The organism is Chondromyces apiculatus DSM 436 (assembly GCF_000601485.1).
GTDB lineage: Bacteria > Myxococcota_A > Polyangia > Polyangiales > Polyangiaceae > Chondromyces > Chondromyces apiculatus.
The window spans coordinates 1-14,034 of the sequence record NZ_ASRX01000010.1 but is presented as its reverse complement, the minus strand read 5'-3'; the positions used below and the strand labels follow the sequence as shown (position 1 = coordinate 14,034).

The window sequence follows — 14,034 nt, the reverse complement described above, 5'->3', positions numbered from 1 at the left end:
CAACACATCCCTGGTCTCGTAACAGACAGCTCCATGGCCTCCGACGAGAATGCTCCCGCAGGGAGTTCGCAGCCCTTGGTGGAGGGCCGCTCCGCCGGCCAGCATGTCCGTGTCACCGCGCGTGAGGTCCTCGCCGACCTCCTCGCGAAGGATCGGACCATCGTGGGTGCTCGGGTCGGGGGACGCGTGCTCGACTTGCACACGCCCTTCGAGCGCGATCCCTCGGTCAAGGTCGAGCCCATCAGGACCTCCGACCCCGAGGGCCTGCGCATCATCCGGCACTCGACGGCCCACGTCATGGCGGACGCCGTCCAGCGGCTCTTCCCGGGCACCAAGGTGACCATCGGGCCCGCCATCGAAGCCGGCTTCTACTACGATTTCGACAGGCCTTCGGGCCCGTTCACCGACGACGATCTCGAGAAGATCGAAGCGAAGATGCGCGAGATCATCTCCGCTGGAAAGCCTTTCCGGCGCGAGCTCGTCGACCGCGAGGCGGCTCACCAGCTCTTCGCCGGGATGGGTGAGACCTACAAGCGCGAGATCATCGACGCCATCCCCGTCGGAGAAGACGTCTCGCTCTACCACCACAGCGATGGTGCGCGTGACTGGGTCGACCTCTGCGAGGGCCCGCACGTGCCGGACACCTCGTACCTCGCCGCCATCAAGCTCGTCAGCGTGGCCGGCGCCTACTGGCGCGGCGACGAGCGCAACCCGATGCTCCAGCGCATCTACGGGACGGCGTTCCCGAGTCAGAAGGCCCTGGAAGCGCACCTCAAGCTCATCGCCGAGGCCAAGGAGCGGGATCACCGCAAGCTCGGCAAAGAGCTCGAGCTGTTCATGTTCCACGAGTACGCCCCGGCGATGCCCTTCCTCCTGCCGCGAGGGGCCTTCGTCTACAACGCGCTCGTGAGCTACGTGCGGGACCTCTACGTCGACTACCGCTACGAAGAGGTCATCACCCCGCAGATCTTCGACAAGAAGCTGTTCGACACCAGCGGCCACCTGCCCAACTACCGCGAGAACATGTACTTGCCGGTGACGGCGGAGTACCTCGATCAGGCCCGGATGGCGCTGCGGCTCGGCGTCGGGGGAGAGGGCGAGGCGTACCGCGAGGCCGACACGGCGCGTGACGCAGCGGTCATCCAGCAGCTCGGCGAGCTGGAGAAGCTCGCCCAGAAGCCGATGAACTGCCCGAGCCACTGCCTGATCTTCGGGCAGCGCCGTCGCAGCTACCGAGAGCTGCCCTGGCGGGTGGCCGATTTCGGCAGGCTCCACCGCTACGAACGCGGAGGCGTGGTCCATGGCCTCGCGCGGGTGCGCTCCTTCTGCCAGGACGACGCCCACATCTTCTGCGCACCCGACCAGATCCAGTCCGAGATCGCCTCCTTCCTCGACCTGCTCCAGGAGGTCTACGCCGCCTTCAAGTTTGAGAAGGTCGACATCAAGCTGGCCACCCGGCCGAAGAAGCGGATCGGGAGCGATGCGCAGTGGGACGCGGCCGAGTCGGCGCTGGCCGAGGCGCTGAAGGGCGCCAACCTCCGCTTCGAGGTCGCACCGGAGGAAGGCGCCTTCTACGGCCCCAAGCTCGAGTTCCACGTCGAGGACGCCCTCCGTCGGAGCTGGCAGCTCGGCACCATCCAGGTCGACTACGCGCTTCCGGATCGCTTCGACCTCGAGTTCACCGGCTCCGACGGCATCTCTCACCGGCCCGTGATGCTCCACCGCGCCATCCTCGGCTCCCTGGAGCGCTTCCTCTCCGTGTACCTGGAGCACGTCGCAGGAGCATTCCCCGTCTGGCTCGCCCCCGAGCAAGCGGTCGTGGTGACCGTGAGCGAGAAGCAGGCGGAGTACGCCGACGAGGTGGTCGCGATGCTCCGTAGCCGACGCTTGCGGGTCCGGGCCGACACGAGCTCTGACAAGCTCGGCGCCAAGATCCGGAACGCCCGCCTCCTCCGCGTGCCTTACGTCGTGGTCGTCGGGGACAAGGAGGCCGCAGAGCGCAAGGTCGCCCCGCGCTCCAGGGACCTGAACAAGGACCTCGGCGCCATGCTCCTCGAAGAGTTCGCCGACAAGCTCCAAGCCGAGGCGATCCCGCCCCGCCTGCAGAAGTCAGCCCGCCCCGCGTGAGGGCTCCGAGCGCCATACCGCGCTGGATGCCGCACCGCAGCAACAGGCAGCCCGCCCATCCCCCGCCATTCCGCCAGGCTGACCAGCCTCACGGTACTCCCCTCCCCGGTCCGAGACCCTCTCCTGACCGGCAGAGGGAACGCTCCCGGAGTGGCTGGTATGCCGGCGCCGTTGCCTACGGCAGCGAGTCGGGCGACATTGGCCTGAAGAGGACAGCGCACACCGGCCTCCGGCGACCTCGCGCGACGCGCGCGACGCACGACCGAGAGAGCCCACGACCACGAGGTCGTCGTGCAGATATCGTGAACACCAGGAGATCAAGGAGGCAACGGAACACCACATGGCGATGAGACGCTTCGACCCTCGGCAGGCCCAGCGGGGACCTCAGATCCGCATCAACCAGCGCATCCGCGTCCCGGAAATCCGCGTGATCGGCGACGACGGCGAGATGCTCGGCATCATGCCGACGAACGAAGCGCTACGCCGGGCGCAGGAAAAGGGGCTCGATCTCGTCGAGGTCAACCCCAAGGCCGAGCCTCCGGTCTGCAAGATCCTCGATTTCGGCAAGTTCAAGTACGACGAGAAGAAGAAGGCCCGCGAGGCGAAGCGGAAGCAGAGCGTCGTCGAGATCAAAGAGATCAAGCTCCGCCCGAAGACGGACGACCACGATCTCGACTTCAAGGCTCGGGCCGCGCACCGGTTCCTCACCGCGGGCCACAAGGTGAAATTCACCGTTCGCTTCCGCGGACGTGAGATCACCCATCCCGAGAAGGCACAGGAGCAGCTCGACTGGATCGTGAAGACCCTCGAAGAGGTCGCGAACGTCGAGGTGCGTCCGATGATGGAGCAGCGGACGATGACCCTCATCATGGCGCCGAAACCCGCCGTCATGCAGAAGGTCCAGCAAGCGCGCCAGGCGGCCGAGAGGGCACGCCAGAAGGCCATCCAGGAGGGACGCGCTGCCCCGCCGGTCACGACCGAGGATGAAGAGCTGGAGAAGCTCGAGCAGGAGCTCGAAGACAGCGACGACGACGACGACGACGACGACGACGACGACGAGGCGGGTGGCTGAAGCGCGCGACGAACGCGTCCTGGCGAAGGGAGCGCAGCGCTGGCTGCGCTTCTCGCTGGTGGCCGCGCTCGTCGCCCCTCTCCTGCTCCTCCCCCTCGCCACGGGCGCCCTCGCCGACGGCCTCGGACGACGAGGCGCCATTCAGCTCGCAGGCCTCACGGCGCACGTCGAGGCCTGGAGAACCCCTTCGCCGTCACCCTTCGCCGTCTACCTCGACGCGCCGGCTCCTGTGCCGGTGCGTGACGAGCCACCCGAGGCGGATGCCTCAGCGCTTCGTCATGCCTCCGCCGCCCGGGCCCCCAGTGCGAGACAGCAGTCGGCCGGCAAGACCCGCGGACTGCGCATCCGCGTCGACACCGTCCTCCGGGCTGCGCGCAGCGGAGCGAGACCGACCGGCACCCCCACCCCTGCCCGCGACCCCAGACCCGTAGGCCTCACCCTCCAGGGCGTGAGCCAGTTCGGGGCGGGTCTCGTCGATGGCGACGTGCTCACCCACATCTCCGGTGCCCCGGCGCTGTCCGCGGGCACCGTCATCGGTGCAGTCGTGGGCGCGCTGCGTGCGGGTGCGCCGATGCTCGGCGCCGTGGTCTGGCGTGGCGACCAGCCCATCCAGGTCACCGTGGAGCTACCGCGTCTGCGCCCCCCTAGTGGGGAATGACCCCCCCGAAGTAAGCCCCCGCCGCCAGCATGGCGAGGGTCGCCAGGAGCAGCAGCACCTTCATGGTCCCGCTACCTCCTTCTGCCACGGCGGCCAGGGGCGCTGCCGCCTGCGGCACCGCGGCCGTCCGCTTCTTCTGCACACCCTCTCGTCGTCTCGCGGCGACAGCCGATTCCAGCTCCGGTTCCGGCGTTTCACCCGCAGCGTCGTCATGCCCCGTGCTGGGCTTCTCCGATTTCACCGGTGGCCGCTCCGACCTCGCCGGCGGCCGCTCCGACCTCGCCGGCGGCCGCTCCGAAACCCGGCGCGCCACCAGCGGCATCGGCGCCGACGCAGGCATCCCTTGCTGGGCTCCTCCCCCCTCGACCGCCTCGGAGTTCCCCGCCTCCTCACCTTGAGCGTTCCTCCGCGCGCTCTCCTGATCCCCACCCACCTCGTCGGCCCACGTGCTGATGTCGTAGAACCCAGGCAGCTTTGCTGGCTCCTCGGGCACTCCGACCAGGGACTTTTCCTCCTCGCTCTGCAGCGAGGTGAACTCCAGCAAGGTCTCCTCGATCAGCTTGTCGATGAGCGACGCCTGCGCGCTCGCCGGGGCGCGCTTGCGCATGCTCATGGCACCGCGCACCAGCTCGGCGATGTCGAAAGCGCTCACGCTGCGGCCGAAGCGGAACAGGAAGTCCCACAGATCCTTGCCGAACTCGCGGGCGGACGCGTAGCGCTTGTCACGCTCCCGCGCGAGGGATCGCGTGATGATCTGATCGATCTCCGCGGGCACCCCCTTGTTGCTCGCCGAGGCGAGCGGCACCTCCGCCTTCTGCACGAGCTTCACCGTCTGGAAGTCGCTCTCTCCGGCAAAGAGCCGCTTCCCGGTGAGCATCTCCCACAGGATGATCCCCACCGCGAAGATGTCGGCCCGGTGATCCAGATCCAGCCCTTCCGCGGCCTCGGGCGACAGGTAGCTGTACTTGCCCTTGATGATCCCTGCCTCGCTCTTCTCGAGCTGGCTGGTCGCCTTGGCGAGGCCGAAGTCGACGATCTTCACCTCACCGAACTTGGTGAGCAGCACGTTGGGCGGGGACATGTCGCGGTGCACGACCCTGAGCGGCTGACCGTCGGATCCTTTGAGTTCGTGCGCGTAGGTCAGCCCCTCGCAGATCTTCGCCGCGATGTAGACGGCCGCCTCCGTGGGAATCGGCCGCCCGCTCTTCTTCATCCACTCGATGATCGCCTTCAGATCGGCGCCATCGACGTACTCCATCACGATGAAGTAGGCGTTGTCGCCGACCCCGATGTCGAAGACCTGCGCCACGTTCGAGTGCGACAGGTGCGCCGACAGGCGCGCCTCGTCGAGGAACATGGCGATGAACCGCTTCTTCTCGCTGAGCGCCGGCAGCACGCGCTTGATCGCGACCTGCTTCTTGAACCCCTCGATCCCCGCGCTCTCCGCGAGGAACACCTCGGCCATCCCGCCGGAAGCGAGCTTCTCGATGACCCGGTAGCGCTGTTGCTGGTGGGGGTCGGTCATGCGGTCCCTAGTACACCACGACCGGCGTCATCCGCCCAATCAGGGGTCACGAGGCTGGCACTCCGCCTGCGGGGAGCGACCCCCCGTACGACTCGGGCGGCAGCCCGGACGCGCTGAAGGACGGCCCGCCGCCCCCCTGGTTCAGCCGAGGAACGCCGTCCGCGCCGCGGGCCGAGGAGCCGGCCGGAGAGAAAGGGGCGGCGGTGCTCCCTGCCCCACCCGTGAGGGCGACCGCGCAAGGCCGCTCGCCGCCCCCCCCACCTGCCTCACGTGGCTCGACGGAGGCACCGGTGTCACGCTGAGGGCCGCGGCGTCTCCCTCGTCCACGTTCACTTCCAGCTCGGCCGCGAGCATGTCCACGAGCAGCTCCAGCAACTCCGGGAAGCTCCCGAGCCGCATCCCGAGCCCGCTCATCCAGACCACCACCTCCATCTCGCCATCCGCGCGCACCGACTCCGGGTCCCACGCGAACAGTGTCTCGGCCTCGGCGTCGATCCCGAAGGGCACGAGCCCCGCCGCGCGCATTCTCCCCCGTGAACGCGCGCCATCTCCCTCGCCCTGCCCCCGCCCTCCCTCGACGGCCATCTCGCGCGGCGACGCCACGCCCCCCGCCCCCTGCGCGCTCTCGGGCCGAGCCGCGCCCTCGTTCTCCTCGATCATCATCTGCGCCACCCCCAGGTAGGCCCCGCGGGTGAGCGGCAGGACACCGAGCAGCCCCGTCGCCCCGAAGATCTGCGGCCAGCCATCGTGCATCGCGAGCAGCGCACGGTAGCTCGGAGGCAGCCGCATCCCCATGCGCCGCTCCGCGGAAGCGATCGCCTCCTCCGACGCCCCACCCGGAGGCGCCACCGGCAACCCGCGCCGTGGGTCCCTCCGCGCGAGCGCCAGCTTGAGCGCACGGATGCTGCGGATCGCGTCGAGCCACTCCATGGCGGGGAACCTAGGCATGGGCCCCTGTACCGGGCAAAAAACCAGCGCTTCACCCCGCGCCGCCAGTACGCCCTGACCCACCTCGCGCACGGACCGCTCCTATCCCTCCCCTGCCCCGCCTCCCGCGTCGCCTTCATCGTCGGCAGGCTCGTCCGCCCCGGTCTCGCCCGCGAGCGCCAGCGCGTCCTCGGAGGGCTCGGCGTAGGGCCCCGACAGCCGCGCGGCTTCGGCCTCTGCCGCCCGCGTCGCCGCCTCCTGCGCCTCGATCGCCGCGCTCTCCTCCTCCGTCACGTCGCGCTCCGGCACGAGGAACAGCGCCCCCAGCGGTGGCAGCGTCAGCACCAGCGACTGCGCGAACCCGTGCGACGGCACGGCCTCCGCCTCGACCCGGCCGTAGTTGCCCACCCCGCTCCCCCCGTACACCGCCCCGTCGGTGTTGACGACCTCCAGGTACGCGCACCGGCGCGGCACACCGATCCGGTAGCCCCTCCGCACCATGGGCGTGAAGTTCGCCACGAACACCACGTGTATCCCCCGGGGCGCCTCCGGCCGCCCTGCTCCCTCACCGTAGCGGATGAACGACGCCACGCTCTGCGCGCTGTCGTTGGCGTCGATCCAGCGAAACCCCACGGGCTGATCGTCGAGCGCGTGGAGCGCCGGATACCCCTGGTACGCCCGGTTCAGATCCTTCAAGAGCTGCAGCACCCCCGTGTGCCCCGGCAGCGTGAGCAGACCCCAGTCCAGCTCCTTCTTCTCGCTCCACTCGCTGAGCTGCCCCAGCTCTCCCCCCATGAACAGGAGCTTCTTGCCCGGGTGCGCCCACATGTACGCGTACAGCAGCCGCATGTTCGCCAGCATGTGCCAGTGATCGCCGGGCATCTTCGACAGGAGCGACTTCTTCAGGTGCACCACCTCGTCGTGCGAGAGCGGCAGCAGGTACCGCTCCGACCAGGCGTACATGATCCCGAACGTCAGCAGGTGGTGGTGGAACGCGCGGAAGACCGGGTCCTGCTTGAAGTAGTTCAGCGAGTCGTGCATCCACCCCATGTTCCACTTGAAGTCGAACCCGAGCCCACCGAGGTACGTCGCCCCGGTGATCGCCGGCCATGACGTCGACTCCTCGGCGCACACCACGGCCCCCGGGAAGCGCGCGTGAATCCGGTCGTTCAGCTCGCGCAGGAACTTGAGCGCCTCCAGGTTCTCCCGGCCACCGTGCCGGTTCGGCAGCCAGTCTCCTGGGCCCTTCGATCCGTAATCCAGGTACAGCATCGACGCGACCGCATCGACCCGGATGCCATCCACGTGGAACTCGTCGAGCCAGTAGAGCGCGCTGGCCACGAGGAAATTGCGCACCTCGTTCCGGCCGTAGTTGAAGACGAACGTCTTCCACTCCCGGTGCTCGCCCTGGCGCGGATCGAGGTGCTCGTAGAGCGCCGTCCCGTCGAAGCGCCCGAGCGCCCACGCGTCCTTCGGGAAGTGCGCGGGCGGCCAGTCGAGCAGCACCCCGATCCCCCGCTGGTGCAACCGATCGATGAGGTAGCGCAGATCGTCGGGCTCTCCGAAGCGGCTCGTCGGCGCGAAGTACCCCACCACCTGGTAGCCCCACGAGCCGTCGAACGGATGCTCCATCACCGGCAAGAGCTCCACGTGGGTGAAGCCCAAGTCGGCCACGTAGTCGGGCAGCACCTCGGCCAGCTCCCGGTAGGTCATCCACCGCTTCCGCCCCCCATCCTGCCCTTTCCCTGGCAGCCTCCGCCACGACCCGAGGTGCACCTCGTAGATGCTCATCGGCTTGCGCTGCGGATCCCCCGCGCGCCGCGCCTCCATCCATGCCTCGTCCGCGAACGCGTACCGCCTCTCCGTGACCCGCGACGCGTTCTGCGGCCGCAGCTCCATGCTCCGCCCGTACGGATCGATCTTCAGCACGTGCGCGCCGGAGGGCGTCTTGATCTCGAACCGGTAGAGCGCCCCATCGCCCACCCCTGGCACGAAGATCTCCCACACCCCGTGGCCCATCCTCCGCATCGCGTGCAGGCGCCCGTCCCAGCCGTTGAAGTCCCCCACCACGCTCACCCGCCGCGCGGCGGGCGCCCACACCGCGAACGACGTCCCCTGCACCCCCTCCAGCACCCGCGGCTGCGCCCCCAGGTGCCGGTACACCTCGTCGTGCGTCCCCTCGGCCACGAGGTGCAGATCCACCTCCCCGAGCACCGGCGGGAACGAGTACGGATCGTGCAGCGTGAAGGCCTGCTCCCCGTAACGCACCTCGATCCGGTACCGGAACCGCCCCGAGACCCCTGGGAAGTGCGCCTCGAAGACCCCGCCGTCGTGAATGCGCCGCATGCGCTGCGCGGGCCGCGCCCCCACCCCAGCGTCTTCCGGCAGCACCACCACCTCCGTGGCGCCCGGCCGGAAGACGCGCACCGCCACGCCCCCCCCTTCCTCGTGAGCCCCGAGGATCCGGTGCGGATCCTGGTGCTCCACCTCGGCGACGCGCGCGATCTCCTGCTGATCCACCATCTCCGCCATCTCTTCAGCGCCTGTCTTGCAGCGCCTATACCGCCCTCTCCCCGGGTCGTCACCCTCCCCTCCCCCAGCGTGCACGCCTCCCTCGCCCCGTCACCCTGCCTTTGACCCTGCCGATGACGCGCACGCATTGCTGATCCCCCCCACCCGGGCTAGGGTCGCCCGGCGGCGCCGCGCCGCATCAAAGCGGGAGGACGAGCATGGGCCAGGTGACGAGCGAGCAAGTGGTCAAGGGCAACGGGGCGGGCCCCAACGGCCAGAGCAGCGCGACAGTGAAGAGCTATGCCCCCGCCACGGGAGAGCTCCTCGGCGAGGCCCCCAACATGGGCCCCGACGAGGTCCGCGCCATCGTCGCGCGGGCGAAGCGTGCCCAGGAGGCCTGGGGCGCGCTCTCCATCGAGGAGCGCTGCGAGCGCGTGCTCCGGTTCCGCGACGCCATCGTCGACCGTGCCGACGAGATCATCGACCTCCTCTCCCGCGAGTGCGGCAAGCCCCGCCACGAGGCGCTCCTGCACGAGGTCATGGTCGTCGCCGACATCGCCACCTTCTTCACCAAGGTCGCGCCTCAGGCGCTCGCGCCCCGCGAGGTACCGCTTCACCTCATGAAGCACCGCCGGAGCTTCCTTCACTACGGCCCCCGCGGCGTCATCGGCGTCATCTCCCCCTGGAACTACCCCTTCCAGCTCCCGCTCCGCGACGTCCTGCTCGCGGTCATCGCCGGCAATGCCGCCGTGCTCAAGCCGAGCGAAGTCACCCCCCTCATCGCCCTCAAGGCCAAGGAAGTCTGGGACGGCGCCGGCCTGCCCGAGGACGTCTTCCAGGTCGTCACCGGCTACGGCCCCACGGGCGCGGCCCTCATCGACGCCGGCATCCAGCTCTGCGTCTTCACCGGAGGCGTCTCCACCGGCAAGCGCGTCGCCGCCGCCTGCGGCGAGCGCCTCATCCCCTGCGTCATGGAGCTCGGCGGCAAGGCCCCCCTCATCGCCTGCGCCGACGCCGACATCGAGCGCACCGCCCAGGCCATCGTCTTCGGCGGCTTCTCCAACGCCGGCCAGGTCTGCATCTCCGTCGAGCGCGTCTACGCCCACAAGCAGGTCCACGACCGCATCCTCGACCGCGCCGTGGAGATCACCCGCGGCCTGCGCCAGGGCGACCCCTCGAAGGATTTCGTCGACGTCGGCGCCATCATCTTCCCCCACCAGATCGACGTCGCCGAGAAGCACATCAAGGACGCGCTCGAGAAGGGCGCCACCCTCAAGGTGGGCGGCAAGCGCCGCAAGGGCGAGGGCCAGTTCTTCGAGCCCACCATCCTCGCCGGCTGCAGCCACGACATGACCGTGATGACCCAGGAGATCTTCGGCCCCGTCGTCCCCTTCATGCAGGTCGACTCCGAGGACGAGGCGATCCGGCTCGCCAACGAGTCCCACCTCGGCCTCAACGCTTACGTCTTCACCGCCGACCGCGACCGCGGCCACCGCCTCGCCGAGCGCGTCCAGGCCGGCAGCGTCCTCGTCAACGACGTTCTCTCGAACGGCGGCACCGCCGAGACCCCCTTCGGCGGCATCAAGCAGAGCGGCTTCGGCCGGGTCCTCGGCGAGGACTCCCTCCGCGAGATGTGCGACGTCCGCCACATCAGCACCGACCGCGTGCGCATGACCGGCAAGGACCCGCTCTGGTATCCGTACAGCGAGACCTCCTACAAGTGGTTCAAGAAGGGCCTGCGCGCGCTCTTCTCCAGCGGCAACATCCTCCGCCGCATCGGCGACATGTTCTAGCGCCCCGCATGCGTTGCGCCGCGTCGCACCTCTCGCGCCGCCGCACGCAACGCACGCAATACACGCAACGCAACCAACACACGCGACGCACACCATCCCTGAACCCACGCGCCTCACCTGCGTCCCACCCCTCGCACCTCCCCGTATGGACCGACCCGACCACGACAGCGAAGAACGCGACGGGAACGAGCCGCTCCCCACCTGGGAAGCCCTCTACGCGCACGCCCGTGAACGCTATGCCTTCGACGCCGACGGCGCGGGGTGGTTCGCCACCACCGTCTTCTGGGCCGACACCCCGCGCAGCCAGCAGGTCCGCGTCTCCCTCTTCCACCGCTCCGACGACGCCCCCTGGATCGTCTTTCGCAGCACGGTGTGCCGCCGCGAGCAGCTCGACCTCGAGGAGGCCATCCGCCTCAACGAAGACCTCGCCGTCGCCACCCTCGCGCTCACGAGCGACGACGTCTACGAACTCTTCTACTCCTTCCCCCTCGTCGCGCTCACGGTCGACGTCCTCGACGATCTAATCAACCAGGTCGCGGCGGCCGCCGACGATCTCGAAGAGCCTACCACCGGGGTCGACGAGCACTGAACACCGCCTCGAGGCTTGCGCAACCAAGCCTCGAAGGGATATCCGGGAAGAGCACCTCCATGCTCTGCCCTCGCTGCTCCCGGCGGTACGACGACCAGCACCGCTTCTGCCCCCACGACGGTGCGCAGCTCGCCGAGAGGCCGGACATCCGCCGCATCCGGGTCAAGCCCACCGAGCAGGTCGGCCAGATCGTCGGCGGACGCTACCAGATGCGGGGCCTCATCGGCGCCGGCGCCATGGCCGAGGTGTTCCTCGCCCAGGACAAGACCACCGGCGATCCCGTCGCCGTCAAGCTCCTGAACGCGCGCCACCTCAAGGACCCCATGAAGAAGGCCCGCTTCATGCTCGAAGCGACGGCCGGCGCCAAGATCGTGCACGACAACGTCCTCAAGGTCCTCGACGTGGGCCTGCGCGACGACGGCGCCCCCTACCTGGTCATGGAGTACCTCTCCGGCGAGTCGCTCGCCGACTGGCTCCGCCGCGAGAAGGTCATGACCCCAGCCCTCGCCATCCCCTTGCTCATCCAGATCGCCTCGGGCCTCGACGCCGCCCACCGCGCCGGCATCATCCACCGCGACATCAAGCCCGGGAACGTCTTCCTCATCGGCGAGAAGGGAGCGCCCCACACCGCCAAGGTCGTCGACTTCGGCTTCGCGCGCCTCGCCGAGTTCCGCGGCCTCACCCAGGCCGGCATGGCAGTGGGGACCATCGAGTACATGGCACCCGAGCAAGCCGTCGGCGACTCGGCCGAGGTCAGGACCGACGTCTACGGCCTCGGCGTGGTGATGTACCGGATGTTCACCGGCCGCATCCCCTTCACCATGCGCAGCGACGGCGAGCTGCTCGCCCACCAGTTCCTCGTCCACCCTCCCCCGCCAGCCCTCGGCACCGAAGGCATCGCCCCCCGCATCGAGGCCGTGATCCTCAAGGCCCTGCGCAAGCGCCTGGAGAACCGCTACCCCTCCATGAGCGCGCTCGTCGCCGACCTCGAACGGATCACCCACCCGGCCGGCCCACCGCAAGCCCTCGCCCCCATCCACGAGCCCGATCTCTACGCGCCGCAGACCCCCTTCGCGGTGAACACCGCCGGCTACTACTACCGCGTCCTCGGCAAGCAGCCCCCGCCCTAGTACTGCGTACCCTGGCTCAGGGACCTTCGGTCCCTGCTCTGAAAAGAACGCTAACCTCTCAGAATCAGGCTGCCTTCGGTCCCGTGAGCGAGATGTCGATGCCGAGCTGGCGGAGCTGGGTCATGTGGTAGCGGATCCTGGAGGTGACCTGGGCCGGAGGCGTGTAGCTCGCGCCGAGTTCACGGTACGGCTGTCCATCCCGCAGCATGTAATAGATGACCACCAGCATTTTGCGGGCGATGGCGACAATGGCCTGCTTACGGCCGGTGCGTGCCGCCAGCGTCGCGAACTTGCGCCCCCAGAAGGTCTTGCGGCTACGTGACACGGCCCAGGCGGCTTGGGTCAGAAAGATCCGCACCCAGTGGCTTCCTCGGCGGCAGCCAACGTCCCGGTTTTTGCCTGCGCTGCGGCAGTTACCGGGACTGAGACCGGTCCACGAGGCAAGCGCATCCGCCGAACGGAACACGCTCATGTCGGGCCCGATCTCTGCCAGAAGTGCGGCAACGATGGTCCGTTGCAGCCCAGGCACTTCGAGCAACTGCTCTACCTGCTTGCGCATCGGCTCAAGGAGCTGCTCGATGTGCGCGTCCAGCGCTTTGAGCTGCTCGTCCAACCCCTCGCGCAACGCAAGCTTAACCCCAATCGTGAAGCGAGACGTAGCGTCCAGCGTCGCACTCACCGCACGTATGATCTGCGCACGTTTGCTCCGCAGCTTGCCTCGCGCCAAGTCCGCAATCTGCTCGGGGCTCTTGTCCCCTGACAGGAGCGCTTTGACCATGGCGTAGCCGCTCTTGCCCATCACGTCACTGAGCACCGAGGACAGCTTGATTCCATGGCTCTCCAAGTCTCGGATGATGCGGTTGGTCTGCCGGCTATGGTCGTTGACCAGCTGCTTGCGCAGCCGCACCAGCTCCCGCAACTGCATCTGTGCGCAGTCCGGCACGAAGCTCGGCATCACCAGCCCAAACTGCACGAGCTGCGCGAGCCACTCGCTGTCTTTGACGTCCGTCTTGCGACCTGGAACGGCCTTGCAGTGGTTGGGATTGATCAGCCACACCGTCCGCGAGCCCGGTGCGCTCAGGCGCCGGTAGACCGGCTTCCACATCACGCCCGTGCTCTCGATGGCCACCAGCGGCACCTCATGCTCATTGAGCCAGTCCACCAACGCCTGAAGGTCGTCGGCGAAGGTGCCAAAGGTGCGTGTCTCCTTCCAACCTCTCGTCGAACCTTCCGCCTTGCGGATGGTGACTACCAGCGTGTCTCGGTGAATATCGATACCCGCGGCCACGGGATGCAACAGGTCCATCGGTGCTCCTTGCTCCGGCCGCAAAGGACGCGACGATGAGAAACATCCTGCTCTACGTGCTCACCACGGCTTGCACCGTGGCTGCTACATGGCTCTATTCGTCGCGCCGGACCCAGACTACGCTGCGAGGTGCTACCCATCGTTGGGGTGGTCGGGTTTGGTAGCCGGCAACGCCGAGTCTACCGCCCCGGCCACCTCAACGCTTTTCCTCGGGCCCTGTGGAGGCGCAGCCTCCATTCGAGACTACGCTCCCGATGGTACTGCGTACCCTGGAGCAGGGACCTTCGGTCCCTACGCTCCCGATGGTCGCTACCCCCGTTGCTTCGCTCGAACGCCGAGCCGAGGACCCGGGACCACCTTGCGAAACGGAGTACTAGACTCGACTTGGGCGCCCAA

10 protein-coding genes are annotated in these 14,034 nt (G+C 68.4%); 6 read left to right on the top strand and 4 right to left on the bottom strand.

The genetic code is table 11. The features are described from left to right. The first annotated feature begins 33 nt into the window (after window positions 1-33). The 3 genes from thrS (at window position 34) to CAP_RS06890 (ending at window position 3,857) form a co-directional block, all read left to right on the top strand. Window positions 34-2,127, top strand: a complete 2,094-nt coding sequence (gene thrS, locus CAP_RS06900) for a threonine--tRNA ligase (protein WP_081864640.1) — start codon at window positions 34-36, stop codon at window positions 2,125-2,127. A 340-nt stretch (window positions 2,128-2,467) separates the two neighbouring features. Continuing rightward, a complete protein-coding gene (gene infC, locus CAP_RS06895) occupies window positions 2,468-3,199 on the top strand; it encodes a translation initiation factor IF-3 (RefSeq protein ID WP_081864639.1) in 732 nt (243 codons plus the stop codon). After that, the gene (locus tag CAP_RS06890; RefSeq protein ID WP_044237590.1) at window positions 3,192-3,857 is read left to right on the top strand and encodes a hypothetical protein; all 666 of its coding nucleotides are present in this window, start codon (window positions 3,192-3,194) and stop codon (window positions 3,855-3,857) included. The genes infC and CAP_RS06890 overlap by 8 nt, the downstream gene beginning before the upstream one ends. On the opposite strand, the gene CAP_RS43885 is transcribed toward CAP_RS06890, so the two are convergent. From CAP_RS43885 to glgB, 3 genes are all read right to left on the bottom strand, one after another. Next, window positions 3,844-5,382 carry a serine/threonine protein kinase gene (locus CAP_RS43885; protein WP_052374372.1) on the bottom strand — a complete coding sequence of 513 codons (1,539 nt, stop codon included), beginning with the start codon at window positions 5,380-5,382 and terminating at the stop codon, window positions 3,844-3,846. The two genes, CAP_RS06890 and CAP_RS43885, sit on opposite strands and share 14 nt — an antisense overlap. Window positions 5,383-5,523: 141 nt before the next feature. Then, the gene (locus CAP_RS06880) at window positions 5,524-6,312 is read right to left on the bottom strand and encodes an SMI1/KNR4 family protein (protein WP_052374370.1); all 789 of its coding nucleotides are present in this window, start codon (window positions 6,310-6,312) and stop codon (window positions 5,524-5,526) included. A gap of 99 nt (window positions 6,313-6,411) precedes the next feature. Then, window positions 6,412-8,832, bottom strand: coding sequence for a 1,4-alpha-glucan branching protein GlgB (gene glgB / locus CAP_RS06875; protein ID WP_156040578.1), 2,421 nt, complete (start codon window positions 8,830-8,832; stop codon window positions 6,412-6,414). Between the two features lie 206 nt (window positions 8,833-9,038). Between glgB and CAP_RS06870 the strand changes: the two genes are divergently transcribed. The 3 genes from CAP_RS06870 to CAP_RS06860 all read left to right on the top strand — a co-directional run bounded on the left by CAP_RS06870 (window position 9,039) and on the right by CAP_RS06860 (window position 12,332). Further along, window positions 9,039-10,613, top strand: a complete 1,575-nt coding sequence (locus tag CAP_RS06870) for an aldehyde dehydrogenase family protein (RefSeq protein ID WP_044237586.1) — start codon at window positions 9,039-9,041, stop codon at window positions 10,611-10,613. 145 nt (window positions 10,614-10,758) lie between these two features. Continuing rightward, on the top strand, window positions 10,759-11,202 hold the full coding sequence (locus CAP_RS06865; RefSeq protein ID WP_044237583.1) for a hypothetical protein: 444 nt from the start codon (window positions 10,759-10,761) through the stop codon (window positions 11,200-11,202). Window positions 11,203-11,261: 59 nt separating this feature from the next. Continuing rightward, entirely contained in the window at window positions 11,262-12,332 is a 1,071-nt protein-coding gene (locus CAP_RS06860) for a serine/threonine-protein kinase (RefSeq protein ID WP_052374368.1), read from the top strand. 64 nt (window positions 12,333-12,396) lie between these two features. Here CAP_RS06860 and CAP_RS06855 read toward each other — a convergent pair whose 3' ends face one another. After that, a complete protein-coding gene (locus CAP_RS06855; protein ID WP_044237580.1) occupies window positions 12,397-13,638 on the bottom strand; it encodes an IS110 family RNA-guided transposase in 1,242 nt (413 codons plus the stop codon). Window positions 13,639-14,034: the final 396 nt, after the last annotated feature.